General features: G+C 35.1%; 21 protein-coding genes and 4 tRNA genes. 17 read left to right on the top strand and 8 right to left on the bottom strand.

The features are described from left to right. Positions 1 to 49 precede the first annotated feature (49 nt). Together C1638_RS07345 and C1638_RS07340 are read left to right on the top strand one after the other, a co-directional pair. Positions 50 to 838: an SDR family oxidoreductase gene (locus tag C1638_RS07345; protein ID WP_109619620.1), complete on the top strand. Its 789-nt coding sequence runs from the start codon at positions 50 to 52 to the stop codon at positions 836 to 838. Between the two features lie 74 nt (positions 839 to 912). Then, positions 913 to 4,398: a glycosyltransferase family 117 protein gene (locus C1638_RS07340; RefSeq protein WP_109619618.1), complete on the top strand. Its 3,486-nt coding sequence runs from the start codon at positions 913 to 915 to the stop codon at positions 4,396 to 4,398. A gap of 85 nt (positions 4,399 to 4,483) precedes the next feature. On the opposite strand, the gene ric is transcribed toward C1638_RS07340, so the two are convergent. The 4 genes from ric to C1638_RS07320 all read right to left on the bottom strand — a co-directional run bounded on the left by ric (position 4,484) and on the right by C1638_RS07320 (position 7,192). Further along, on the bottom strand, positions 4,484 to 5,209 hold the full coding sequence (ric, locus tag C1638_RS07335; protein WP_109619616.1) for an iron-sulfur cluster repair di-iron protein: 726 nt from the start codon (positions 5,207 to 5,209) through the stop codon (positions 4,484 to 4,486). A gap of 40 nt (positions 5,210 to 5,249) precedes the next feature. After that, positions 5,250 to 5,672, bottom strand: coding sequence for a c-type cytochrome (locus C1638_RS07330; RefSeq protein WP_109619614.1), 423 nt, complete (start codon positions 5,670 to 5,672; stop codon positions 5,250 to 5,252). A 130-nt stretch (positions 5,673 to 5,802) separates the two neighbouring features. Then, on the bottom strand, positions 5,803 to 6,234 hold the full coding sequence (locus C1638_RS07325; RefSeq protein WP_109619612.1) for an RrF2 family transcriptional regulator: 432 nt from the start codon (positions 6,232 to 6,234) through the stop codon (positions 5,803 to 5,805). Between the two features lie 160 nt (positions 6,235 to 6,394). After that, positions 6,395 to 7,192, bottom strand: a complete 798-nt coding sequence (locus tag C1638_RS07320) for an AraC family transcriptional regulator (protein ID WP_109619610.1) — start codon at positions 7,190 to 7,192, stop codon at positions 6,395 to 6,397. A 132-nt stretch (positions 7,193 to 7,324) separates the two neighbouring features. Here C1638_RS07320 and C1638_RS07315 point away from each other — a divergent pair, with 132 nt between their 5' ends. From C1638_RS07315 to C1638_RS07265, 11 genes are all read left to right on the top strand, one after another. Next, entirely contained in the window at positions 7,325 to 8,647 is a 1,323-nt protein-coding gene (locus tag C1638_RS07315) for a TolC family protein (protein ID WP_109619608.1), read from the top strand. 4 nt (positions 8,648 to 8,651) lie between these two features. Further along, positions 8,652 to 9,716: an HlyD family secretion protein gene (locus C1638_RS07310; RefSeq protein WP_109619606.1), complete on the top strand. Its 1,065-nt coding sequence runs from the start codon at positions 8,652 to 8,654 to the stop codon at positions 9,714 to 9,716. Further along, entirely contained in the window at positions 9,709 to 11,301 is a 1,593-nt protein-coding gene (locus tag C1638_RS07305; RefSeq protein WP_109620609.1) for an efflux MFS transporter permease, read from the top strand. Before C1638_RS07310 ends, C1638_RS07305 begins: the two co-directional genes overlap by 8 nt. 216 nt (positions 11,302 to 11,517) lie before the next feature. Next, positions 11,518 to 12,519 (top strand): GlxA family transcriptional regulator, encoded by a 1,002-nt coding sequence (locus C1638_RS07300; protein ID WP_109619604.1) that lies wholly within the window; start codon positions 11,518 to 11,520, stop codon positions 12,517 to 12,519. Positions 12,520 to 12,621: 102 nt separating this feature from the next. Next, positions 12,622 to 13,269 (top strand): DJ-1/PfpI family protein, encoded by a 648-nt coding sequence (locus C1638_RS07295; protein WP_109620607.1) that lies wholly within the window; start codon positions 12,622 to 12,624, stop codon positions 13,267 to 13,269. Positions 13,270 to 13,439: 170 nt separating this feature from the next. After that, positions 13,440 to 13,512 (top strand) — tRNA-Lys (locus C1638_RS07290). Between the two features lie 130 nt (positions 13,513 to 13,642). Next, positions 13,643 to 14,446 (top strand): helix-turn-helix domain-containing protein, encoded by an 804-nt coding sequence (locus tag C1638_RS07285; protein ID WP_109619602.1) that lies wholly within the window; start codon positions 13,643 to 13,645, stop codon positions 14,444 to 14,446. 191 nt (positions 14,447 to 14,637) lie between these two features. Further along, positions 14,638 to 15,339 (top strand): DAPG hydrolase family protein, encoded by a 702-nt coding sequence (locus tag C1638_RS07280; RefSeq protein WP_228428081.1) that lies wholly within the window; start codon positions 14,638 to 14,640, stop codon positions 15,337 to 15,339. Between the two features lie 281 nt (positions 15,340 to 15,620). Next, a tRNA-Lys gene (locus C1638_RS07275) sits at positions 15,621 to 15,693 on the top strand. Between the two features lie 233 nt (positions 15,694 to 15,926). Then, a tRNA-Lys gene (locus C1638_RS07270) sits at positions 15,927 to 15,999 on the top strand. Between the two features lie 234 nt (positions 16,000 to 16,233). Continuing rightward, positions 16,234 to 16,306: transfer RNA gene (locus C1638_RS07265), tRNA-Lys, on the top strand. A 41-nt stretch (positions 16,307 to 16,347) separates the two neighbouring features. Here C1638_RS07265 and C1638_RS07260 read toward each other — a convergent pair. After that, positions 16,348 to 16,824: a GNAT family N-acetyltransferase gene (locus C1638_RS07260; protein ID WP_109619599.1), complete on the bottom strand. Its 477-nt coding sequence runs from the start codon at positions 16,822 to 16,824 to the stop codon at positions 16,348 to 16,350. A 687-nt stretch (positions 16,825 to 17,511) separates the two neighbouring features. On the opposite strand from C1638_RS07260, the gene C1638_RS07250 reads away from it, so the two are divergent. Both C1638_RS07250 and C1638_RS07245 read left to right on the top strand, forming a co-directional pair. Next, complete coding sequence (locus tag C1638_RS07250; protein ID WP_123838355.1) at positions 17,512 to 18,756, top strand: tetratricopeptide repeat protein; 1,245 nt, start codon at positions 17,512 to 17,514, stop codon at positions 18,754 to 18,756. A gap of 120 nt (positions 18,757 to 18,876) precedes the next feature. Further along, the gene (locus tag C1638_RS07245; protein WP_109619593.1) at positions 18,877 to 20,298 is read left to right on the top strand and encodes a tetratricopeptide repeat protein; all 1,422 of its coding nucleotides are present in this window, start codon (positions 18,877 to 18,879) and stop codon (positions 20,296 to 20,298) included. A gap of 683 nt (positions 20,299 to 20,981) precedes the next feature. Here the strand turns inward: C1638_RS07245 and C1638_RS07240 are convergent. Beyond that, positions 20,982 to 22,136 carry an FAD-dependent oxidoreductase gene (locus tag C1638_RS07240; protein ID WP_109619591.1) on the bottom strand — a complete coding sequence of 385 codons (1,155 nt, stop codon included), beginning with the start codon at positions 22,134 to 22,136 and terminating at the stop codon, positions 20,982 to 20,984. 26 nt (positions 22,137 to 22,162) lie between these two features. Beyond that, positions 22,163 to 22,918 carry a helix-turn-helix domain-containing protein gene (locus tag C1638_RS07235; RefSeq protein WP_109619590.1) on the bottom strand — a complete coding sequence of 252 codons (756 nt, stop codon included), beginning with the start codon at positions 22,916 to 22,918 and terminating at the stop codon, positions 22,163 to 22,165. Between the two features lie 126 nt (positions 22,919 to 23,044). Here C1638_RS07235 and C1638_RS07230 point away from each other — a divergent pair, with 126 nt between their 5' ends. Then, positions 23,045 to 23,584, top strand: coding sequence for a hypothetical protein (locus C1638_RS07230; protein WP_109619588.1), 540 nt, complete (start codon positions 23,045 to 23,047; stop codon positions 23,582 to 23,584). 90 nt (positions 23,585 to 23,674) lie between these two features. Here C1638_RS07230 and C1638_RS07225 read toward each other — a convergent pair whose 3' ends face one another. Then, positions 23,675 to 24,232: a GNAT family N-acetyltransferase gene (locus tag C1638_RS07225; RefSeq protein ID WP_109619586.1), complete on the bottom strand. Its 558-nt coding sequence runs from the start codon at positions 24,230 to 24,232 to the stop codon at positions 23,675 to 23,677. A gap of 399 nt (positions 24,233 to 24,631) precedes the next feature. Here C1638_RS07225 and C1638_RS07220 point away from each other — a divergent pair, with 399 nt between their 5' ends. After that, on the top strand, positions 24,632 to 25,426 hold the full coding sequence (locus C1638_RS07220) for a class I SAM-dependent methyltransferase (RefSeq protein WP_109619584.1): 795 nt from the start codon (positions 24,632 to 24,634) through the stop codon (positions 25,424 to 25,426). Position 25,427: the final 1 nt, after the last annotated feature.

Here is a 25,427-nt window from a genome sequence, read left to right as displayed (position 1 = left end):
AGTACATCCGGAGGTTTTTTCTTACCTTTATATAAGCTAATTTGAACGTATGAATATTCAGTTATTTTCAAAAAATGCTCTCGTAGGAGGAGCTACACAGGGTATAGGTGCCGGAATTGCTGTTGAACTGGCAAAAAGTGGTGCTAATGTTACGGTAATGTCCCGAAATGAAGCCAAACTTAAAGATTTTGTATCCACATTACCAGCCTTAAATGCAGATCAGAAACATGAATATCTGGTTGCCGATTTTTCCGACTTTGAAAACTATAAGAAAGTTATTACTGGGTATTTTAATGATCATTCCATAGATATTCTGGTCAATAATACCAATGGACCGGAACCTGGTTTAGCAATAGAAAAAAATGCAGAAGATTATCAAACGGCATTTAATCTTCTTTTTAAAACCGTTTGTGAAACAACGCTACTGGCCTTACCTCACATGATAAAACAGAAAAATGGGCGTATCATTAATGTTTCCTCACTTTCCGTGAAAGAACCCATTGGTAATCTGGCGCTTTCTAATTCCATTCGTTCAGCAGTAATGGCCTGGGCAAAAACCTTATCCAATGAAGTGGCGCAACATAATATTACGGTCAATAATGTTTTAACAGGATATTTTGATACAGCGCGCATTCAAAATCTGATTGGCCATGAAGCAGAAAAAACAAATACCTCAGTGGATGAAATAAAAAAGACCAGAGAAAGTAAAATCCCAATGAAAAGATTTGGAAAGCCTGAAGAATATGGCCACCTGGTTACTTTTTTAGCCTCTGACTACGCCGCTTATCTTACCGGAGCAAACATTCCTTTGGATGGAGGATTAAATAATACCTATTAAAATCAAAAATTTTAAAATTTTCATGTAATAAATCCTTTCCATCAGTTGTCTTATTAATTATTGGAAAATATTATATGAAAAATTGGTCTTTTAAAAAATGGAACACCGTAACGGGATGGTTCCTTTTCGGTATTGCGTTTATTACCTATCTCTCTACCATAGAGCATTCCCTGAGTTTTTGGGACTGTGGAGAGTATATTTCCTCAGCTGTTAAACTTGAAGTAACGCACGCCCCAGGTGCCGCCTTATTTCAAATTATGGGGGCTGTGGCGAGTATTTTTGCACTAGGAAACTCAGAAAACTATTCTCTGGTAATCAATGCAATGTCAGCTCTTTTTAGTGCATTTACTATTTTATTTCTGTTTTGGACCATTACCCATCTTTTAAGGCGACTTTTAAATAAGAGCTTTGAAGAAATTTCCAGACATCAGGAGATTTCTATCCTGTTTGCAGGAGCAATCGGCTCTTTATGTTTTACTTTCTCAGATACTTTCTGGTTCTCTGCAGTGGAGGGGGAAGTATACTCAATGGCCTCCATGTTTATTGCATTATTGGTCTGGCTCATCACCAAATGGGAAAACGAATATCAGGCAGCAGATAATGAACGATGGATTATTCTTATTTTCTTCTTAATAGGACTTTCGGTTGGGGTACATATGATGTGCATGCTGTCAATTCCTGCGATCTGTCTTGTGTATTATGCCAGAAACTACACATTTACTTGGAAGAGTTTTATAATTGCTAATCTGGTAACTCTTGGCGTGCTGACCATTGTGTTTAAGATTATTTTCCCTTTGATCATGACGATGTTTGGACAGTTGGAGATTTTCTTTGTCAACGGATTAGGGCTTCCTTTTCATTCAGGAACAGTGGCTGCATTTATTATAATGGCTGCAATGAGTTTCTTTTTGATCAAATATGCCCGCAAAACCAAAAAAAATATTTATCAAACCATCTGTTTATCCGTTGTATACATGATTATTGGTTTTTCTTGCTGGTTGGTAATCCCGATCAGGGCTAATGCTAATCCTCCAATGAACCTTAACGATCCTGATACGGCAATTGGGATGAAAGATTATTATAACAGAGAGCAATATGGAGACTGGCCAACGATCTACGGGCAAAACTATACGGCAGCTCTTGACAGGAACGGATTGGAAAAAAATGAAGATGGGAGCTACAAAAGAAAAGTAACCGGTGACATTTATGAAAAGGATGAAAAAACAAAAACTTACAGAAAAACCGGGGAAAGATTCAACTATGTCTTCAGTAAATCTCATATAAGTTTTATGCCAAGGATGTTCAGTGAAGATAAGGAAGTAACGGCTAATTATATTGCGATGTACGGAGCTCCTGATTTCACATTTAATTATGATAATGAAGAGGTTGCAGACAATCCACAAGCGAAACAAATTTTTGATGAATTGAGAACCAAATATGAAAATAAAACCATTACTGCAGAAGATTATTTAAAAGTAAAACCTTATGATCTTATCAATGTGCAAAGGCCATCATTCGCACAGAACATGAACTATTTTATCACCTTTCAGAATGGGTATTATTTTGTAAGATACCTTATGTGGAACTTCGTAGGAAGACAAAACGACCTTCAGGGACATATGGAAAATACGCACGGAAATTGGATCTCCGGGTTTTCGTTTATAGATAATGCTTTGTTGGGAGATCAGGATCATATGCCTGTTAAATTCAAGAATGAAAGTACGGTGAAATTCTTCTTTTTACCACTTATTTTAGGTCTAATTGGCTTCTTTTTCCAGTTAAATAAAGATTTTAGAAGATTCTATGCAATTCTTTCACTGTTTATTCTGACAAGTTTTGGAATTGTTTTTTATACAGGAGTAAAACCGTTTGAAGTAAGAGAGAGGGATTATGCAATGGTAGGCTCTTTCTATGCTTTTGCTATCTGGATCGGGTTAGGAGCAGGAGCAATTCTATGGTTCCTGCAATCCAAGATCAAATCGAATGGAGCTAATATGGCATTAGGAATAGTCTTATTAGGAATTCCTTTTATGATGGGCTTCCAGAACTATACCTCTCACGATCGAAGCAAAAAGAGTGCAGCGTATGACTCTGCCTATTCATTTCTTAAATCTTTACCTAAAAATGATATCTTCTTTATCTATGGAGACAACGATACTTTTCCTACATGGGCAATTCAGGAAACAGAAAGATTCAGAGATGATGTGAAAACAGTCAACTTCACCCTTCTAGCTACGCCTTGGAGTATCGATCAGGTAAAAAGAAGAACCTACAATGCAATGGGAATTCCGGGAGAATTAACCCATGAAGAATATAGAGACGGGGTTAATGATCAGGTTTATCTGATGAAAAAGGACGATTGGGAGGGGCTTTTTGCCATGTTAAAAGAACAAGGTGCTCCTGATACAGAATTTCAAACGTTTAGAAAATATTTGACACAGGATTCCATGACATTGAAAGAAGCTATGCAATTTCTTAAGTTAAAATCCGCCGAAAAAGATGAACTGTTGAAAATGTACTTCGGAGAAAAGGAGTATGAAAAATACAATATTATCCCTGTCAACAAATTTATTCTTCCCGTAAACAAAGAAAATGCGGTGAAGTCAGGAACTATTAATCCGGAAGATCTTCCAAATGCAGTGGATCATATTATGATTAACTATGAAGCCCATACTCTTTACAAAAGCAATCTTATGATGCTGGATATGTTGGCTAACTTCGATTGGAAACGACCTATTAATTTCTCATCAGGAGGAATGTATGAGAGTGAAAATATTTTTTATCTGGATGATTATCTGCAGTTTGATGGATTCAGTTACAGATTGGTTCCTATTCACACGCCTCAAGGTCCGGATGGAGATAAAGGTAGAGTAGATGCAAATTCTCTTTATAATGTGGTGAAAAACTTTAAATGGGGGAATTTTAAAGATCTCAGCATTTATTATGATGAAACTGCTACTTCCAATATTATAGGCTACAGAATGTCGGTAAGCAGAGCCGCTTCTGCTCTTGTTCTCAATGGACAGAAAGCTAAGGCACAGGAATTATTAGATCTTGTAGCAAAGGAAATTCCCGTTGAAAAATACAATGATCCACGTTCATTAAGTTCTATTGTAACCGCTTACATCGTTGCCGGAGAAGAGCAAAAAGGGATTCAACTGGCTGAAAAACTTAAAAAAGAAATATTTAATGAATATGATTATTACCTGAAACTTTCTCCTGCATTTCAGGCAGCTGCGCGGAGACAGATGAGGTCAAAGCCAATGGAATATGCGCTTGTTATTTCAGCAGTGACAGAAGGATACAGAAGATTGGGACAGAATGAGAAAGCACATGCGTATCTGCTAAAATCTGTGGAGCCAATTGATCAAAAATTCAATGTCTTTGTAAAAAGTCTTCAGCAAATGGATAAAGAAAAAGCGATGAAAGAATCTGAAAATGTTCAGCAGATTACTCCTTTCTATCAATATTTATTTGATGTTATGAAGCCTTTTGATTCTGCCTATTCAAAGAAGAAAGAAGAGCAGATTACCACTGCCATGATTAGGGCAACACAGTAATAAGAACAACAATACCATCAATTTAATGATAAAAAAGCCTTTAAATCCTGAATTTAAAGGCTTCTTTTTATCGTAAAATTACATTTTAAGCTTTAACTGAGAATTCTTTTTCCAGTTGTATAGCCCTTGGGAAAAGGATATTATTTTCAAGGTGAATATGTTTGTGAAGGTCATTTTCAAAATCCTGAAGCATGGCAAAAGCTACTTTATAAGTATTACAAGCATCTGCAGGCGGCTGGTATTCGTTTGTAATTTCAGCAATCTTTCTGAAACGATCGCCTTCTACTGTATGCTCGTGCTGCATCATATTTACAGGATTTTCCACTGTTCCAAATACAGGCTGTGACAGGCTTCCTCCAGATATTTTAGCTTTCATCATATTTCTTACAAAAGGAAAGAGAATAAGTTCCTCTTTTTTCATATGAGCGGCCAGATCGTGGGCAGACTCATTAAACAGGGCATTGATCTCAAACAGTTCAGGATGTCTTTCCCCATGAACCGTGCATAATTTTTTTAGAAAGGCCTGTAAAACCTGAGTTTTCTCTTCCACATAACGATGGTGAGTTTTCTCAATATAATCTGCTAGAAGATCTAATGGCCAGCTATTGAAATCTATGGTTGCTGCCTCATTTTTCGGGAGAGTTTCCAATTCTTCATAGATTTTTTCAGGATCCATTTTTTTTGTGCTGCATGCCTCTTCAATGGTTCTTCCTCCTTTACAGCAGAAATCAATTCCATGTCTTTTAAAAATAGCTGCTGTTCTAAAGTCCTCAGCTACAATATTTCCTATAAAATCTGTTTTTGCATTCATAATACAATACTTTTTTGTCTTTTATTATTTTAAATTTTTTTTATTTTTTTAATGATAAAATATACTTTACCATCAGTTTTGCATTGTCTTTACTAAGTCCATTATGAGGAGTCATCGGGATATCTCCCCAATTTCCCTTTCCGCCCTCAATGATTTTCTGGGCAAGTATATCGAGATCAGCATCTGTATATTTTGCGGCAACTTCCTGATAAGAAGGTCCTATTAATTTTGAATCTATTTTATGACAGGCAAGGCAATCTGCTTTTTCAATTAATTGTAAGCCTTCATCTCCCGAAGTACTGGCTGCAACTGGTGGAGCCGGAGCCGGTTCTACTGGTGGAGTTGCTTGCTGAGCAGAATAAGGATCAGGTACAGGAATCGGTGTTGTTTCCGGTTTTGAACAGGAGAATAATACTATTGATAAGGTCAGAGCAATTACGGTATTTAAAAATCGTGCTTTCATAATGAGTATATTTTATTTTTTTAAACTGTAAAATGATGGTGATAATGATGGTCTAAGCCTTAGTGGTCTCTTCATATTGTATTATTTAATATATTAAGATCTTTTTATCTTTTATTTAATTAAATTTTTTTTACACTTTTAGATGGGTCAGTCTTAAATCCAAATTCTCAACAAACATTTGTATTCTAGAGGTTTCAAGCATAGTACGGAGATCTTGTCTGATGCTTTTAAATTGTTCATGAAGTGGGCACGGGTGAATTTCAGAACATTGATCAAGTCCAAGACCACAACCCGAAAATAGCTTATCTCCATCAATTTCCCTTACAATATCTGCAATGCTTATCTCCAAATTTGACTGGTCCATATAAAATCCGCCATTAGGTCCTTTCGCTGATTGTACAAATCCTTTTCTACTCAGATCCTGAAGAATCTTTGCAATGAAATGCTCAGGAGAATGTATGCTTTTTGAAATGTCCTTAATTCCGACTCTGCTGTCATTTTTAGACTGCTGGGCAATATAAATCAAAGCTCTTAAAGCATATTCGCAGGTTTTGGAAAACATTTTATCTGAATTTTATAGGACAAAGGTATACACTTATTTTTAATAAAAGATAAAAAACTCTTTTATTTTTGATGAAGATTGATAAAGATCATAAAATGAAAGGTCGAACTATGAATATCATAAAAATTCGATAAGCTTTTAAATACTTTACACAATATCTTTAGAAAGCTTTACTGCTCTTCCTAAGATCTGATGGTCTGGATTGGGTAAACTCATGAAAAGTATCACTGAATGCACTAATGGAGCTATAACCCACATCATCTGCAATTTCGTTAATAGGTTTATCCGTATTTAAAAGCAGTTCAATAGCTTTGATGATTCTTAATGTTTTCAGGTATTGAAGAAAAGAAATATCCATATCAGCCTTAAATAAACGGGACATGGAACGTTCACTCAATCCAAATCTGGCACTTACATTACCTAGCGTAAGTTTTTCCCCGATATTCCATTCAAGATAAGAGACGATTCTCATCATTTGCTTATTGTGGGTAGCAGGAAGAATGATGGGCAGGGGTTGATTGTGAGTTTTGGGCAGTATTTTTTTTAAAGCAACTAAAAATTCAAAATTTTCGTCCTTTTCAGTAACATGCTTCTCATCCCATATCTCTGAGTATTTAATCATTTGAATCAAAAGTTCTGATGCCGGATATATTCCCAGTCTGCCATAGAAAGGATCAGAAATATCATCATGAGCATAAAAGTAAAGAGAACGAAGAACTGTAGCCGTATGCCCGATCTCTAAAATATGTTCCATCCCCTGTGGGATCCAAAAGAAATGACGGGCGGGTACCACATACGTTCTATTGTCTATTGTAATATAGGCTATACCGCCCTCTACATAGCTTAATTGTCCTTTTGTATGCTTATGAAAAGGGATTAGTTTCTCTGATTTTTCGTGCATTACAAATACACTTTTGTCATGTTTATCTATATCCGGTAGTGCTGCAATTAATCCCATAAAAAATGAAAATACTAATGAAAATACAAATATACGCATTTGGCCGGAATCATGTAAAACTTGACTATTTTAGATAAAAGAGATGTCTGCATTGGAGAGTAACTTTGCAGAGCAATAATTCGAAAAATCCTGATGAAAATTTATCTTACCGGATTGCTGATGCTGGGAACTTCCTACACTATATCAGCCCAGACAAGCAATCCACAAAATGATACCATCCGCCTCTCCCTAAAAGATGCATGGCAAAAAGCTGAAGAAAACAGCCGTCATATTAAAATCAATACCATCAATGTAGACATCGCCGAAGCTGAAGTAAAAGACGCCAAAAGGGAAAGACTTCCGGAAATAGAAGTTAAAGGATCCGCAGAAAAAGCATCCAATATCCCAATTTATGAAAATGGTATTTTTTCAAAACCCACCCAACATGAAGTAATCCATACGCTTTACAGAGCCGGAGCAGATTTTTATCTGAATATTTATAACGGAAATAAGCTGAATCTTAAGATCAAGGAAAATAAAACACTTCAGAAAGTAAAAGAAATTCAAAAAGAGCAGGCTATTTCTGATATTCATTATAAAACGGCAAGTCTTTATCTTGAACTACAGAAAACTTTCATCTTCAGAGATCTCATTAAGCAGGATATTGCAGATCAAAAAGTCCAGCTTAAAGAAATACAGGCTCTTTATAAAAGTGGAGTAGTGTTGAAAAGCGATGTTTTAAGAATAGAGCTGGAGCTTTCCAAGAGAAAAATGACCTTGGTGACCATTGAGAATGATATCCTCATTGCCATGCAGAAACTGAATATTATTTTAGGCGTTCCGGATGATCAGGTTGTTATTCCTGAGGCTCCGTTTAGCCAATGGAATGAAAATACAACCTATGCGGAATACCTGAAACTAGCCTTGGATCATTCTTTCAATTATCATGTTTCAGAACAGCAAACTGAACTGAGCAAGATTAAACTGAAGCAGGTAAAAGCCAATGTAAGTCCCAAAATTGGAATGTATGGAGAGTTTTATTACGCCAATCCTCAGATTTTTCTTTACCCTTATAATCCATACTGGTACTCACTTGGAATTGTAGGGGTTAAGGCTTCATTTTCCATTTCTTCTCTTTATCATAATACCCAAAAAGTAAAAGCAGCAGCACTGGAATTTGAAAAAGAAGAAGAAGTACACAAGGACACAGAAGATAAAGTAAGACAACAGGTAAAAGAGGCCTATTTAAGATATCAGGAAGCCCTTGAACAGATAAAAGTTGCTGAAACCAATGTGGTTCAGGCTAAAGAAAATGCAAGGATCATCAAAAATACCTATTTCAATCAAACTTCTCTTATAACTGAACTTCTGGATGCCGATATACAGGTTCTTCAGACAAAATTTGAATTGGAAGCTGCAAAGATCATGGCACAGAATAATTATTATTTACTACAAAATATTACAGGCGTTTTATAATACAATGAAAAAAAAATATACTCCCACCGATAGAATCATCACAAAAGTAACAGGATGGATTTCCGTTTTAATCGTTGCTGCATTAGCCGTTTGGGGCGGTTTTACCCTTAAAAATTACTATAAATATGAGCAGACTAATGATGCTCAGATTCAGGAATATGTAAACCCTGTTATTTCCAGAGCCGGTGGATTTATTGTTGCCGTGAAATTTGAAGAAAATCAGGAAGTGAAGAAAGGAGATACTCTTTTGCTGATTGATAATCGTGAATATGTACTTCAGCAAAAACAAACTCAAGCGGCCCTTCAGAAAGCCCGTGCAGAGCTAAGAGTGTTGGAAAGTAATACCGGTACCACAGAAAAAGAAGCTGCTTCAGCACAGGCGCAGGTAGATGCCAATAAAGCAAAGGTCTGGAAGCAGCAACTTGATTATAACAGATACAAGAAGCTTTATGACGAAGAGTCTGCGACAAAACAAAGATTAGAAGATGTAAAAGCAAATCTGGATGTAAACGAAAGTGAATATAAATCCTCTCAGGATAACTATGCTGCATCCATGTCTAAAATCAATGATATACAAACTGAGAAAGCTGTTGTACAGGCAGAAATTGCCAGACTGGAAGCATTGTTGGATCGTCATAAGTTGGATGTAACCTATACCGCAGTCACCGCAGCATACGATGGAAGAATGGGGCGTAGAACCGTTGAAATAGGACAAATGATTGATGCCGGAGAAACTCTTGCTTTTATCGTGAATAATGAAACTGATAAATGGGTAGTCGCGAATTACAAAGAAACACAGATTAAGGATATGCATATTGGAGATCATGTGAAAATTGTAGCGGACTCTTATCCTGACAGAGAATTTCAGGGAACCATTATCTCATTGTCACCGGCAACAGGGTCAAGTTTTTCACTTTTACCTCCTGATAATTCCACCGGAAACTATGTGAAAATTGTACAGCGTATCCCTGTAAGAATCAAGGTGGATGGACAAAGAAAAGAGATAGATGTCCTGAAATTAGGAATGAATGTGAATGTATATGCCAATAAAAAGCATTCCAATGACTAAAAGACAAATGCCTTTTTTTAAAAAATGGGCACCGGAATGGCTGGTTAAGATCATCCTCTTTTCCATGACATTGCCGGGGATTATTATATTCTTTCTGCCCTTATCGAACGTTAGTGCGGCAACGGGATATTATGGATGTGAGCCTGCGGATATTCAGTTTTCAGTGGCACTATTTTATGCCGGATATGTAGGGTTTTACAGTTTAGAAAGAAGATTTTTTAGCTTTTTGGCAGCTAAGGAGTACTTTCTTTTATTTACGACCTTGCAAATAGTGGCATGCCTGGTATGTTATTTCACCCGCGAAGTTTACATTTTATTTCCCATACGTTTTATTCAGGGAATGTTGTTTGCGGGTAACGTTAACCTTTCGCTTACCCAGATCTTTACACGGCTAAACAGTGAAAGAGGGCGGGAGATCAGCTTTTCTGTATTCTTTGGAATTTTGCTCTGTGCATTGCCCTTTAATAATTTGATTACAGCAGATCTCATAGACTCTTATAATTTTAATATTGTCTATAAAACAGCCATCTTTTCCTATCTGCCGGGACTTGTTTTCCTCACTCTTGCGATGAGTAATTACAGAACACACGTGAGATTCCATCTGTATAAACTGGACTGGCAAAGTTTTGCAGTCTTTAGTACAATACTCGTGCTTATGGGGTATATCATGATTTTTGGTCAGGAATATTATTGGTTGGAGGACAATCGGATTTTAGGAAGTGTAATAGGTATCATTGTTTTGGCAGGAATATCCATATTCCGCCAGCAAGCGATTAAAAGACCCTATATTGATCTTCGGATTTTTAAATACAGAAACTTTAAAGTGGGACTGTTGATTCTTTTTGTAATGTATATCTGTCGTTTTGCTTCAGGGATTACCAACAATTATTTTGCTACAGAACTGCATCTTGACCCATTTTATATTTCTTATATTAATATTTTTAACCTTTGCGGACTTGTTGTGGGGGTGATTATTGCCTGCTGTATGGTATTGCAAAAGAAAAGGATTCAATATATCTGGGGGCCTGGGTTTCTGATGTTGCTTGCCTTTCATGTTTTGATGTATTATTCTTTCGATATTCAGGCTGATGAATTCAATTATTACATTCCGTTATTTCTTCAGGGATTGGGAGTAGGATTCATCATGGTACCGACTATCATTTACATTATTTCATCAGTTCCGGCTTCTATTGGCCCATCAGCAGCGGCAACAGCCTTGGCGATAAGGTATTTAGGATTCTGTGTCAGTATTGCATTGATCAATTTTTTTGAACTTTTCGAAAAAAGCCGTCACTATAATGCCTTTCAGGATCACTTAAGTGCGATAGACCCTGCTGTTAAAAGCTTTTTACATCAACAAACAGCTAAATTGACCGCTAAGGGTATGCTGGAAGACCATGCCGTAAAGGCTTCCAATAAATTGCTGGTAGGAAGAATGAACGCCCAGAATCATGTTCGTTTTGCCATGGATTATTATGAAATGATGATGTGGCTCCTTGCCGCTGCCTTATTGTTGATTTTTCTTTTCCCGTACCTGAATCGTACAGCCCTTTATTTAAAATCCCGCAGATTATCTCCTGCATAAATGGATATGATCATTGAGAATATTTTAAATACAAATACAATCCGAAAAGTATAGCTTATTAGCTAGTTTTTATAGTAGAGTGCTGAGACTGTCTTTTATGGCAGTCTCTTTTGTTATAACCCTAAATGAGGTTATAAGATATGGCTGAAAGTGTATATTTTTTGTCATTGCAGCCATAAGGCATTCTCAGTACATTTGTATCATACAAATCAGGATATGAAAGAGGTAGGAAAAGATAACGGAATAAAAAATATTGTGCTTTTGGTTTTGCCGCAGGTACAATTATTGGATGTTGCAGGACCTTGCGATGTTTTCACTTCAGCCAATCGTTTTTTATCTGATGAAAGCTCCAAATCAGGGTACCATGTCTCCCTTGTATCAGGAACTTCAGAAAAGATTTTGTATTCAAGTTCCGGAATTCCGTTGACCTGTAGCCATACCATTTATGATATTGATTTTAATATTGACACCTTATTAGTTGCAGGAACTGCGCTTACTGTGTTGGATGAAATCAATCCGGATCTTTATTCCTATCTGCGTAATATGAAAGGAAAAGTAAAACGGATGGGATCAGTATGTGTAGGAGCATTTGTACTGGCAAAAGCCGGACTTTTAAAAGGAAAGCAGGTAACCACTCATTGGAAATACGCAGATACCTTACAGAAAAGCTACCCAGAATTGGAGGTTAATGTCAATCCTTTTTTTATCAGGGATCAGCAGATGTATACCTCCGGAGGTGTTTCTTCTGGGATAGATCTGGCATTGGCTGTTGTAGAGGAAGATTTTGGAAAACCATTGGCTGCGGAAGTGGCTCGTCATCTCGTTCTGCATTTAAAAAGAACAGGAGTACAGTCACAGTTTGGAAATGCTCTCCCTGATTATGAAACCCTGAGTTCTTTTACAAAAGAAATAAGAGATTTACTTAAAGATAAGTTAGGACAATCCATAAGCATTGAATATATGGCAGAATCTGTGAATATGAGTATTCGCAATTTCTCCAGAGTATTTTTAAAAGAATCAGGAATGACACCTGGTAGGTTTCTTGAAAAAATGAGGCTTGATCAGGCAAAGAACATGCTTGAATACACGGATATGAGCATCGATATGATTGCTGAAAAATGTGGCTTTGGAAGTTCTATTTCTCTTCGCAGACTATTTCTGAAATACCTTTCCATTTCTCCCGCGCAATATCGAAGAGCATTCAAAGGAACAGAATAATTAAATTTTCACTTTTTGATAAACAATAAAGCTGATATTCATTTGTCAGCAGGCAAAAGCTATGTCTTTTTCAGAAAAATATTAATCTTAAAAAATAAAATAATGAAGCAAGTACAAAACAGTAAAACAATGAATGTAGCATTTTTAATTTATGATCAGGTAGAAGTTCTTGATCTGAACGGTCCTCTGGACGTTTTTGTTAAAGCAAATGTAGTACAACCCGGAAGCTATAACTGCTATACCGTGGGGAGAACCATGGAACCCGTGAATACAGAAGCCAATACCATGTCAATAATTCCTACTTATGATATACAAACGTCTCCAAAGCCCGATATGATTGTGATTCCTGGGACCAATCCTGATCAGGTAATGAAATACCTCAAAGACGATGACTTTCAAAATATTGTATTGAACTGGGTGAAAAATAATAGTAACAATGGAACCGTTATTTTTACCATCTGCACAGGAAGTATGCTGTTGTCAGAAACAGGAATTCTTGATCATTATGATATTACGACTCATAGCATGTTGCTGGATGCATTAGAAGAGCATAATCAGGAAAGTAAGGTTAAAAGAGCAGTACGATATGTTGATCAAGAGCAGTTAATTACCACTGCAGGGATCACAGCCGGAATAGATGCCGCCCTATACTTAGTTGGAAAACATCATGGAAAAGAATTGGTAAATACCTTGATTACCCTTTTTGAATATCAGCAGACAAGGGTAGAAGATTCGATAGCTAAACAGTAGGAGATTAATTTTCATAAAATCAATAAATGTAATTGATTTATAAACAGGTGTTTGATGTTTTTCCTTGAAATTATATGACAAAAAAACAGAAAAAAAGTTGGAATTAAAAAGGATTTTTCTATCTTTGCAGTCCCTTAAACAAAGGGATTTACTTGAAAAAGTAAGTGGCCGACTCGGTAGCTCAGCTGGTAGAGCAATACACTTTTAATGTATGGGTCCTGGGTTCGAATCCCAGCCGGGTCACAACAAAAAAAGAACTGCAATTTTGTAGTTCTTTTTTTGTTTTTATAGGTGAATTTTAAATCAGCTCATCAATTTTTCCAGCAGAGTTGTGATGTATATTTGTATAATATCACGAGAATAGAGCCGGCATATGAAATTTATTCACCAAATTGACCCATCGAAATTTACCTTTTTTGAACTGGATTCTTATTCGGAAAATTACCTGCAAAACCCACAGCGATCCGATTTTTTTGAGATTATATGGTTTCGAAATGATTCAAAAAATAATGAGGAAGAGCAATATATAAGTCTGATTCCCTTATATCGACTTGAAAAGCCAGATCTTAAAGACAAGAGCGGATGTGTAATTGCTTTTAAAAGAGAATATTTGGAAGAAGATGATAAGGAATATGCATTGGATGTTTTCAACCTTTTCAATATGCATGGCCAATACAGCAGTTTCCGTTTGGATAATGATGTTATAGAAACTCTTCACTATTTGAAAGTATTAATTGAGAAAGAATACAATAACTCAATGGGAACCTATCTGGTTTTAAAATCACTGTTGAAAGTATTTCTTTTAAATCTTATTCGAATCAATCAAAATTACTTTTTAAATCAGGATGTCAACCAGAAACGGGTGTATCAGTTTATTATGCTGATGGATGAATATTATAAGACAGAACGAAAGGCTGACTTTTATTCCTCAAAAATGGGTATCAGTGAAAAACGAATCAATCAAATTCTAAAAGAAAAAATGAGTAAAACCCTTACTCAGTTATTGCATGAAAGAATTATTCTAGAAGCAGGAAGGATGTTGATATCCAGTGAATTGACCATAAAGGAAATTGCGTTCGACTTAAACTTTGATGATCCCGCCTATTTTTCCCGATTTTATAAAAAACAAACAGGAGAAAGTCCCGAAGATTTTAAAAAAAATAATGCCTGTCTGTAATCCTATTATATCTTAAAATTCTGAATTTTTTCCAACTCAGAAATGTTGCACTATTGATAACATTTTTCCAAATTGTACAGATCGATTAGATAATAGTACAATAATCTTGGGATTTACCTGATTTAACTTTGTCTTACGATTAACAGGTTTAATCGAATAAGTAATAAGTGTAATGTAATAAAGTATCGAGTATGGAATTGACTAAGGAAACTGAACAATTAATGTTTAAGGATATAGATAGCCTTTTATCCTCCAAACCAATCTCTCTTGAAGCAGGTATAAAAAGACTGGATAACGGAATGCTTCATGTGGCAATGAGGAATGTTCTGCATAATTGTAAAGGAAAGATGTTGGATTGGTGGTTCAAATATTTTGAAACAACAGCCGATTTAAAGTTATGGCATCCCCATGATCATGTGGAGCACGGGGGTTGGGACAATAAATGGATTAAAAACGAAAATTATCTCGGAGCTACCATCCATGCAACAGAATCCCTTGGAGATATACCGCCGGTAGCGGCTACCATAAAATTTCATGATCCTGCAGAAATTTTTGATCCTAATACTTTAATTGAGGCCTATGCCAATGGGGAAGTAAGTGCTGTTGTCTATGCAAGAATTGGGTTTGGTGAGGATATATTAATAGATGCAAATGGGGATCCTATGGATGGCTACATGTTTCATGTTGTTAGAGATACAGTGCAGGGTTGTACATTAAGAAGTCATTTTTTTCTTGGGGCTTTAGCAGCAGATAGTGAAAACCAGTTATCTGAAGAAATTGGATTCGGCTTAATGGAGCATTGTTACAGTGAGTTTACCTATCTTTCACAGATCCTGCCATCCCTTTATTATACTGAAAACAAAAATGGTGATCAGGCACCTCTTCTTTGGTAATTTATCTTAAATGGAGGTTGTTTTAACTGATAAACACAAATAAATTTAAATTTCAAACTAAAATGACAGAATGCTATATGAAAACATCATATAGCATTTGGTCTTTGTAACTAGCCATTTATCAGTGTTTTGGAATTGGTGTCGAAATTACAGCGAATGCAAAATCATTAAAAATTATAAATTTAAAAGTAAAAGATGCGAAAAAAGGGTAGAGGTAAAGGAAAAAATTATATCTTTGCAATCCCTTAAACAAAGGGATTTACTTGAAAAAGTAAGTGGCCGACTCGGTAGCTCAGCTGGTAGAGCAATACACTTTTAATGTATGGGTCCTGGGTTCGAATCCCAGCCGGGTCACAAGCAAATGGATTATCAAATTTTGGTAATCCATTTTTTATTTCTTTAAATCATATCATAGAAATTTCCTTTTTATAGGAGATACTAAAAATCTATGAAAATTAATCTTATTGTATGTCTGTACTTTAGAGATAATTTTAAGATTTTTAAGGTGAAAAAGTTGGATTGAAAAGAAAAGTTTCTATCTTTGCAGTCCCTTAAATAAAGGGATTTACTTGAAAAAGTAAGTGGCCGACTCGGTAGCTCAGCTGGTAGAGCAATACACTTTTAATGTATGGGTCCTGGGTTCGAATCCCAGCCGGGTCACAAGCAAATGGATTATCAAATTTTGGTAATCCATTTTTTATTTTCTTTAAACCATATCATAGAAATTTCCTTTTTATAGGAGATACTAAAAATCCATGAAAATTAATCTTATTGTATGTCTGTACTTTAGAGATAATTTTAAGATTTTTAAGGTGAAAAAGTTGGATTGAAAAGAAAAGTTTCTATCTTTGCAGTCCCTTAAACAAAGGGATTTACTTGAAAAAGTAAGTGGCCGACTCGGTAGCTCAGCTGGTAGAGCAATACACTTTTAATGTATGGGTCCTGGGTTCGAATCCCAGCCGGGTCACAAATAAAAAAGAACTGCAATTTTGTAGTTCTTTTTTTGTTTTATGAGAGATATTTCATGACAATACTGCTTTCAGAATTTTTTTTATCAATGATCTCCTGAAACCCAATTTTTTTATATAAATGATAAGCCTTGTCATTTTTCGGAGTTACTTCCAAAACAATTTCAATACCCTTAAATCTGTTATTGGCTTCATTGATGATAGCCTGGATTAATCCATATCCTATATTTTTTCCCTGAAATCCCTCTCTTACATACATCTGGTAGATATTCCCTGTTTGGTTTTCATCCTTAACGAAAGCACAAATACCAATAAGCTCTTGGTCTGCAAAAGCTCCAAATACAAATCTCTCTAATGACTGATTCTCTATATCACTTTCTATCCGGAATTTTTCGATCTTCAGGGCTTCCTGGTAATTGGCACCAAATGATTCCGGGAATTTTTCAAGGCTCTCCAGGCGGATCGTTCGATAGGCTTTGCTTTCGTTCGGTAAAAGGTTTCGATATTCAATATTCATGATGAAGTATAAAAGCTTAAGGTTATACGTTTTTAATGCACAAATATGCGGATAGTTTTGGGTTTATTCTTCATGCAGAACTTGAAATTTGTTTTATTGGCGAGGGTTTTCAATGGAATGAAAAATTTGTAACAATTTTACTTTCAAATAGTCTTATTATAGAAAGCAGAAAAAATATTTTCCAATCATATGCCTACAAAAAACTAAAACGCTGGAGGAGGAGTTATAGCAATGAAAAAAAGCATAAATATCTACCCGAAAGAAATAATTTTTGAATGATTTTTACGTTGTTTTTTTTGAATTGGAATTATTTTATACAATAAGAGATGGGGATAATTACGTATATTTATAACAGATGCAGTTAAAGATCACAATTGAGTAATCGTTTTGGAGATTACCAAAGCACTGTATAGGTAGGTATATGAATTTGACTAAAAAAATGAGTAATTAAAATTGATGGTTATTAAAAATAATAGAACATATTCAATAATTCTAACGAGAATATTGATGTATACATTGTGTATAGGTCTGTTATTGCATATGTTTTCATGTAGTTCAAAATCTCAAGATAAAGGGAGGGAGAATTTCGATACTTCTTTACTAAGGAAAAATTCAGAACTACAGCTTTCTGGCGAATATGAAGCTCTTATCCAGCTCAATATGAAATACCTCCAAAAAGCGTCTAAAATGAATTATAAAGAGGGAAAAGGCCTTTGTTATCTCAATATTGCAGGGGTAAATGTATCGGCCGGAAATTACGAAAAAGCACTATTTTTCTTCAACAAAGCAGAAAAAGATCTTGAAGATTCTGAAAATAACTATCACAAAGCAACATTCTATAATGATTACAGCCAATATTATTCTCATCTTAAATTATATGACAAGGCTGTAACATACAATAATAAAGCATTTTTTTATCTAAAGAAAGCAAAGGATTCAGATCTTAAAAACAAGCTTTTGCCGAGACTTTATATCAACAAAGGAATCTATTTTGCCTGGAAAGGCTGGAAAGACACTTCACTAAAGTCTTTTCTAAAAGCAAATGAATTGGAAAATTCGGCTTACAGTAACTGCATGGTTGCCCAATATTATCTCTTTGTAGGCGAATCGAGACAAGCAGGTCCTTACATTGCTAAAGCAGATGAAAAGATGCTCAGCCAAAAGACCAGTGATGCAGAGTCTCTTTGGGTTTATTATACGATGGGATATTATTATAACGAAATTAATCATAATGATGAGGCGGAAATAGCCCTTAAAAAGGCTCTGGAAATTAATATAAAAACAAGACGTACCTATTCTACCCATATCAGTGGAGTGTATAAGTCTTTGGCTGAGCTATACAAAAAAAAGAATGACGGCGGAAAGGCATATTATTATTTAAAAAGATACATGGAGGAGGAAAATACTCTTGATGCTGCCCGGTTAGCTACAATGAACAAGGCTACCGAAAGTTTTATCATAGAAATGAAGAAAGAATCGGATTGGCATAAAAATGATTTACCTCTTCTGATTGCATTATCAATTACAGTACTTACTGTTTCCGGTATTTATGTTCAAAAAATTATAAAGCAGCAAAAGATAAAAAAGAAAACATTAAAGGAGGAAACCGAAAAGCTTAAAAATCATGTACAAACTAAGATGCTGGAAGAAGTCACTGAGCTGGCCAAAAAAAATGATTCTTCCTTTTTAAAGAAATTCAAAGAAGTATACCCGGATTTCATTAGTGCACTTTTGAAGATTAATCCTGATTTAGAAAACTCTGAACTGGCTTTCTGTGCCATGTTAAAACTCCATTTTTCATCCAAAGAAATAGCTGATTATACCTTTGTACAGCATCGGTCTGTACAGCAAAAAAAATATAGAATCAGAAAAAGGCTTAACATTACTGGGGAAGAAGATATTTATGCTTTTTTTGATAACCTGGATGGCTAAAAGAGTTATTAAAAATGATTTAGTATTAAAATATAAACAAAATATAACACAATTGAGTGTAATGAAATCATTTTTAAATCATAATTTATACCTAAATTCAATTTAGATGGTAAAGGTGCTATGATACGTATTTTTCTTTTTATTTTGCTGATTTTTTTAATTTCCTGCAACTCGGATTCCAAGGAATACGAGAAAAACTTTGATGTTCCTCTAATGAAACAGAATGAGGAATTTAGACTCGCCGGTGAATACGATTCCCTTGTCAATCTTAATAAAAAATTTTATAGAAAGGCTGAAAATTTGGGATATGAAGAAGGAAAAGCGCTTTGCTATATCAATCTGGCAGAGGTTAATATTTCGTTAGAAAACTATCAAAAATCCCAATCTTTTTTTAATGATGCAGATGCCATCCTAAAAGATTCAAAAAACAAAATCCATCAATCTAGATTTTATAATGTTTACGGCCGTTTCAATTTAGAAATGAGGAGGCTGGATAAAGCCTTTGAGTACAATAATGAAGCCCTAAATCTTATTACGCAAGGTGGAAACTCAAAACTGAAAAATAATATTCTTTTTAATATTTACCTCAGACAAGGCACTTATCTGATTGAAAAGAAGCAGCCCGTAAAAGCCTTGGAATATTTTCAGAAAGCCAGAAAACTAGACGATTCAGGACTGGCAGACTGTGCTATTGCAGATTACATATATATGCACAAAAATATGGATTCTGCTTATAAATATATAACCATTGCTTATAATAAAGCCAATATAAATGGGAAAAAAGATGGAGTAGCGCTCTATGCCAATACCATTATGGGAGAATATTATCTTGCAGACAAACAATTTGATAAAGCCGAGGAAGCCTTTAAAAAAGCTCTGGAAATAGATAATAGTACAAAACGTATCTATGCTTACTACAGTAAGTATATTTATAATGATCTGAGGTCTGTATACGAGAATAAAAGAGATAATGAAAAGGCCTATTTTTATTTGAATGCTTATACAGAGGCAAAAAATAGAAATAATACAGCCATCCTGAAAACCATAAATAAGGATATGGAATCCTTTATGGCAGAAACAAAAAATGATTCAGAAGATCATAGGAGAAATATGCAGTGGGTTATCTTTTTATCCCTTACCGTTTTCTCGATGCTTGTTGCATATGCTTGGAGAATCATAAGCCTGCTTAGAAAAAGGAAAGATACACTCAGAACAGAATCTGAGGAATTAAAGAATCGTATGAATGATAAAAGCCTGGATGAAATTATGGAGCTAGGCAGAAGAAATGATCCTGAGTTCCTTAATCAGTTTAAGGAAGCATATCCGGAGCTCATTAATAAACTTTTACAGATCAACCCTAATCTTGAGGATTCTGAATTAGCTTTTTGTGCCATGCTAAAGCTGCATTTTACTTCCAAGGAGATTGCGAGCTATACTCTTATTCAGCATAGAACTGTTCAGCAGAAGAAATACAGAATTAGAAAAAGGCTTAATATTCCAACGGAAACAGATATTTATCAATTTTTTGATGACCTGGATTAACCGCAAAAAAAACTGCCTGAATCATCACAATCAGACAGCGTTCGAAATATTTTTTTTCCACCACTATATTTAAGTGGTTTGTTCTTCAAATATGAAAATTTTTACCTGAAAGAAGAAAAATAACTCTACTACACGAATACTACATCTTTAATTTATTAATTTAATCAACTGGAAATAAGATCATTGCGTTTTTGTTGTCAAATTTAAATATTTGCATACAATATGAATCATATAGAGGTCTAATATGCTTTCTTGAGTTTAATTATTTTAAAATATACGCCTATCAGGAAATGTTTTGTATAGTATTTATATCCCAATTGTAGAACATAATTTTTTTTAAAACACAAATTTGTGCATTCCAATGTATTTCTTCAAAAATCTGATAATCAGACTATTTTGTATAGTGCTGTATAGGTGTAGTAGGAAAATTTTTCATATTTCTGATTTTAAAATATAGATTTGTCCAGAAATTATTGAAAATAAATAACTATTTGTCTATTAATTGTTATTATAAACAATAGCAAATGCGATAAAACATTATAAAATTCTTATAATACTAGGATAATAAAAAAATAACACAAATGGTCTCCGAAATCAGAATCTAAAGGAGAGAAAGATATTTATTTTTTAAGAGGGAAAAAGTGGCTGTCTCAAATTATGAGACAGCCTTTTTATTATTGATTTTAATGTCCACTAAAGAATTCCAACATGGTTGTTAATGCTTTTTCAGAGTGCATGCGTTCCCCATTTTCGAGAGATTCCCGAGTAGCAATAGCAGCACGCTTACCCATTTTAGTTTCATAATGTTGAAGAGCTTCCTGTAAGGTATTGTAGTTATTATTGGTCAAATGTTCACTCAATTCCAGAGCGTCAAGCATTGCCATATTGGCTCCTTCTCCTGCAAATGGAGGCATTACGTGAGCAGCATCACCCAACAGGGTTATATTAGACTTTGTTTCCCAGGCTTGTTCCAAAGGCATATAGTAAATAGGACGCGGAATAAAGGGTGTAGCAGCGTTTGTAAATAATTCATGCCATACATTGCTCCATTCTGAGTATTCTTTTTTAAACCATTCCAGAATATTAGCACTATTAGAAAAGTTCAGATTGCTATTGATAGCCCAGTTTTCGTCTGCCTTAAAGCTTGCATAGAAACCAAGATCACCATTGCCTTTTTGGCCCATCAATATATTCTTGGTGTTTCCGAATGCCATTATTTTACCACCTTTTATCAAGGCATCAATATTCGGTGCATTTTCCTTTGAAACATTTCCCTCTAACATAATAATTCCTGAATAGATAGGTTTGTTATTCGTAAGATAAGGGCGAATTTTAGAATTGGCACCATCCGCAGCAATTACAAGATCTGCATAAGCCGATGTTCCGTTTTTGAAATGAAGCATCCAGCCCCCATTGTGAGGTTCCATGGATATAAAATGGCTATCCCATACTACTGTTTCAGGTTGTAGAGAGTCCAGCAGCATATTTCTGAGCGGTCCTCTGTCTATTTCAGGACGAAAATGCTCGGCACCAAAATCTTCATCAGGCTTTCTTTCATGATCACTGAAAAGAATTTCTGCCTGTTCATTCATAATCAGTGTTTTATCTGCGCCTGGGCGGAATGCTTTTTTAAATTCTTCCAGCAGGTCAGCCTTACGCAAAGCGGCCAATCCCGAATCTTCATGCATGTCAAGTGGAGAGCCTTGTACACGGGCATATTTATTAATATCTCTTTCATATACCTTTACATCGGCATTTTTCAGCTGTAAAAGTCTTGCTAGAGTAAGTCCCGCAGGACCACCTCCAACGATTGCTATTGATTTATTGTTTATCAGCATTTTAATTTAAATTTTACAGGACAAAATTACTTGCCTTTCAACACTGATAATAGTACAAATCGGTCGTTTTTATTTTGAGATAACTCCTTGGGAGCAACTCCGGAAAATTTCTTCACCTCCTTGATGAAATGATTTTGATCTGTATAATTAAGTTCGGGAAAAAGCTTGCCTTGTGCAATATGCTCTAAAGATGCTCTGAAACGTAAAATAGTGGAGTAGGCTTTTAACGACAAGCCTAATTGCTTTGTGAAATACCTGTTAATTTGTCTGCTGCTCCAGCCTACATTTTCCGAGAGTTCTTTCACGCTCATTTCTCCTTTTGATGAGTAGATGAGATTAAAAAGATGACACTTTCTTTCATCTGTTTCTTTCGGAAGATGTTCCTTTATCTTTTGTGTTGCTTTTGTACAACAAAGCTCGAAATTTTGTAAATCTTCTGCTTTAAATCCCCAAAAATCGTCAGGGAGATCTTTTGCTATATTTAATATTTCAGCAATGGAGGTATCTAAAATATATTCAACAGCAAGAGGCTTGAAGCTGACAACAAAGGCAATGGTTTGTGGCGGAATCTGCCTTTGTTCGGGATAGGTTTCTAACCCAACAAGGGCGATATGAAAAGGTTCAGACGGAGATTGCATGAAAAACAAATCAACCCGACCGTCCGGAATGATTACCACTTCTTTTGCTTCATCTGAACGGTTATGAAATGTCCCCAGATTTTCTACAAAATCAGCAAGAACAATATCTGGTTCAATGAAGTTATAATAAAAGTCCTGGTCCATACTGATAAGGAATGTATACTGATTAGATTGAAGTAAATTACAAAAATAGTTAGATCACAACAAATAATTTAATACTTTAGTAGCTAAGACTTATTCATATAATTTGAATTTATAAAGACTAAAAATATGGCTAGATATCAATTTTTGTTGTTTTTTCTGTTGATTTTTATGGTATTGCCTGCACAGAAAAAGAAAAGTAAGGGAATGTCTCCCGTGCCTAAAAGAGAAGTATTAATTCCTCCCGCAATAATAACAAAGGAGTCCCTAGACCCTGCCATTGCAGATATGGCAGCCTTTCGTTGGAAGAATGAGCCTGAAACATTAACTACTTTTACTCCTGATGACCTTGTAGAAAGGATATATGATTTTAATGGAATGTATAGCGCACGTATTATTTCTCATTATCCATTAGAAACAATAAGCTATAAAAAACCGGATAAAAATGATGATCGGGTAATTCTGCTGGGGTATACTGTAAAGTATGATGACTATGATACTGTTGAACTAAAGGGCAACAAACTGCAGCTTTCTGATAAAAAAGATCCAAAAAAAGAGAAAATTATATTGGAAGTAACCAAAAAAGGCAATAAAGTAATCAGAATAAAGGAGGTAAAAACGGGAAGAATATTTAATGAATCAGAATACTCACCATCCCCTTCAATCTAGAAAGACAAGTAATACTACAAAAAATTCTACATTTAAATTTTATACATAAAAAGTATACTGATTTTTTCAGTATACTTAATCTATAGGTCATTAAATCTTTGAAAAATAGTCCTCCTCAAGGATGGCATATTCATAATTATCACTCCAGCCATTTTTTAGTGGAAGCAATTTTCTACGATGCGCTTCCCTGATCATTCCTGTTTTTTCCATGATCTTATATGATGCAATATTGTCTATTGCACAACCTGCCTCAATTCTGTGTAATTTTAAATCTTCAAAGCCGAATTTAATAATTCGCTCCAGCGCCTCAGTCCCATAACCTTTTCCCCAGCTTTCAGGGCTGAGTTTAAACCAGACTTCAGCATTTTTGTAGTGTAGTTTAATAATATCAATACCAATAATGCCAACAAATGCATGATTGATGGTCTCCTCTATCAAAAAAGTGAATTTTTTCCTGTCTTTTCCTTGTTCAGATTCTAACTGCCAGGTATTGATTAACTTTTCAGTATCCTTTTTATCCTCGGAATATGTTGTTGGGTTGAAGGCCGTACTTTCTGGTCTTAAAAGCATTTCATGCACATTCAAAATATCACTGTCTCTAAATGTACGTAAGGTTAATCGTTTTGACTCCAGCGTAAGATGATTCATTTTCTATAGTTCGTTTTAGTTTAATTGAAAATCGGCGGCAATATATAAAGAATAATCACAATTTTGGTCTCTAGGGAAAATACTCTTGTCTTGAATTCATTATTTATAGTAAAAATGATCACATCATCCACATTAATCCTTTTCCATATTATTCTGTTTATCAGTTAGTAAGTGATTTTTAGTATTTGTTATAAATGAAGTAGGATGTAGATTATCAATTGCTTAATGTTTAATTTTTAAATATCTATAGTATTCAGCAATTTCCAAGATGCTTTAAATCCGATATTTTTCTTTTAAAATATAGAAAAATCCAGTATTAATCAGGGTAAAGTACCTATATTTGAATCATGTACGCATTGTAAAATGTTTTATAATGCCCAATGAAAAAGAAATAGTAATATGCAAGCAGAGAAAATAGACTTTTTACACCATAATGAGTCTGCATGGAATAAACAGGCATTACAACAGAACGAATGGTCAAAACCCGTAAGTACAGAATTGATTAAAGCTGCTAAAGAAGGAAAATGGGACGTTCATCTTACGCCCAAACCATTGAATAAAGCATGGTTGGGAGATGTAAAAGGAAAAAAGATACTATGTCTGGCATCCGCAGGAGGACAGCAGGCGCCAGTATTAGCTGCTGCAGGCGCTTCTGTAGTTGTTTTTGATCTCTCAGAAGAACAATTAAGACAGGATGAATGTGTTGCACAACGTGACGGATTATCCTTGAAAACTGTTCAGGGAGATATGAGAGACCTTAGTCTATTTGAGGATGAATCATTTGACATCGTATTCCATCCTATATCCAACCATTATGTAGAAGATGTGAACCCAGTTTGGACAGAAGCTTACAGAGTATTGAAAAAGGGAGGAACTTTACTGGCCAGCTTTTTCAATCCGGTTGTTTTTGTTGCAGATCGTAATCCTGAAGATATGGCAAACGGAATTATTCGTCCGAAATATACCTTACCCTACGCTGATATAAAAGACCTGAAACAAGAACAGATTGCCAGAAAGATGGAGAATCAGGAAGCACTGGTTTTTGGACACACACTTTCGGATCTTATTGGCGGACAATTAAAAGCAGGTTTTGTTATTGCAGATTTTGAAGAAGAGATGCAGCCACATCCAAGGTTTTTAATAGATAAGTATCTGCCGACTTTTATGGCGACAAAAGCGTTGAAATTAGCGTAGT

The sequence above is a fragment of the Chryseobacterium oncorhynchi genome (genome assembly GCF_002899895.1).
GTDB classification, from domain to species: Bacteria; Bacteroidota; Bacteroidia; order Flavobacteriales; family Weeksellaceae; genus Chryseobacterium; species Chryseobacterium oncorhynchi.
The sequence above is the reverse complement of the archived record's forward strand: the minus strand, read 5'-3'. Positions and strand labels throughout refer to the sequence as shown.

Excerpts from the sequence above, each read along its gene's own strand:
- C1638_RS07295 (WP_109620607.1), top strand. The coding sequence starts at position 12,622 with ATGAAGCAAGTACAAAACAGTAAAACAATGAATGTAGCATTTTTAATT.
- C1638_RS07240 (WP_109619591.1), bottom strand. The coding sequence starts at position 22,136 with ATGCTGATAAACAATAAATCAATAGCAATCGTTGGAGGTGGTCCTGCG.
- C1638_RS07250 (WP_123838355.1), top strand. The coding sequence starts at position 17,512 with ATGAATTATAAAGAGGGAAAAGGCCTTTGTTATCTCAATATTGCAGGG.
- C1638_RS07220 (WP_109619584.1), top strand. The coding sequence starts at position 24,632 with ATGCAAGCAGAGAAAATAGACTTTTTACACCATAATGAGTCTGCATGG.
- C1638_RS07245 (WP_109619593.1), top strand. The coding sequence starts at position 18,877 with ATGATACGTATTTTTCTTTTTATTTTGCTGATTTTTTTAATTTCCTGC.
- C1638_RS07305 (WP_109620609.1), top strand. The coding sequence starts at position 9,709 with ATGACTAAAAGACAAATGCCTTTTTTTAAAAAATGGGCACCGGAATGG.
- C1638_RS07315 (WP_109619608.1), top strand. The coding sequence starts at position 7,325 with ATGAAAATTTATCTTACCGGATTGCTGATGCTGGGAACTTCCTACACT.
- C1638_RS07235 (WP_109619590.1), bottom strand. The coding sequence starts at position 22,918 with ATGGACCAGGACTTTTATTATAACTTCATTGAACCAGATATTGTTCTT.
- C1638_RS07260 (WP_109619599.1), bottom strand. The coding sequence starts at position 16,824 with ATGAATATTGAATATCGAAACCTTTTACCGAACGAAAGCAAAGCCTAT.
- C1638_RS07225 (WP_109619586.1), bottom strand. The coding sequence starts at position 24,232 with ATGAATCATCTTACGCTGGAGTCAAAACGATTAACCTTACGTACATTT.
- C1638_RS07340 (WP_109619618.1), top strand. The coding sequence starts at position 913 with ATGAAAAATTGGTCTTTTAAAAAATGGAACACCGTAACGGGATGGTTC.
- ric (WP_109619616.1), bottom strand. The coding sequence starts at position 5,209 with ATGAATGCAAAAACAGATTTTATAGGAAATATTGTAGCTGAGGACTTT.
- C1638_RS07345 (WP_109619620.1), top strand. The coding sequence starts at position 50 with ATGAATATTCAGTTATTTTCAAAAAATGCTCTCGTAGGAGGAGCTACA.
- C1638_RS07320 (WP_109619610.1), bottom strand. The coding sequence starts at position 7,192 with ATGGGATTAATTGCAGCACTACCGGATATAGATAAACATGACAAAAGT.
- C1638_RS07285 (WP_109619602.1), top strand. The coding sequence starts at position 13,643 with ATGAAATTTATTCACCAAATTGACCCATCGAAATTTACCTTTTTTGAA.
- C1638_RS07300 (WP_109619604.1), top strand. The coding sequence starts at position 11,518 with ATGAAAGAGGTAGGAAAAGATAACGGAATAAAAAATATTGTGCTTTTG.
- C1638_RS07310 (WP_109619606.1), top strand. The coding sequence starts at position 8,652 with ATGAAAAAAAAATATACTCCCACCGATAGAATCATCACAAAAGTAACA.
- C1638_RS07325 (WP_109619612.1), bottom strand. The coding sequence starts at position 6,234 with ATGTTTTCCAAAACCTGCGAATATGCTTTAAGAGCTTTGATTTATATT.
- C1638_RS07230 (WP_109619588.1), top strand. The coding sequence starts at position 23,045 with ATGGCTAGATATCAATTTTTGTTGTTTTTTCTGTTGATTTTTATGGTA.
- C1638_RS07330 (WP_109619614.1), bottom strand. The coding sequence starts at position 5,672 with ATGAAAGCACGATTTTTAAATACCGTAATTGCTCTGACCTTATCAATA.
- C1638_RS07280 (WP_228428081.1), top strand. The coding sequence starts at position 14,638 with ATGGAATTGACTAAGGAAACTGAACAATTAATGTTTAAGGATATAGAT.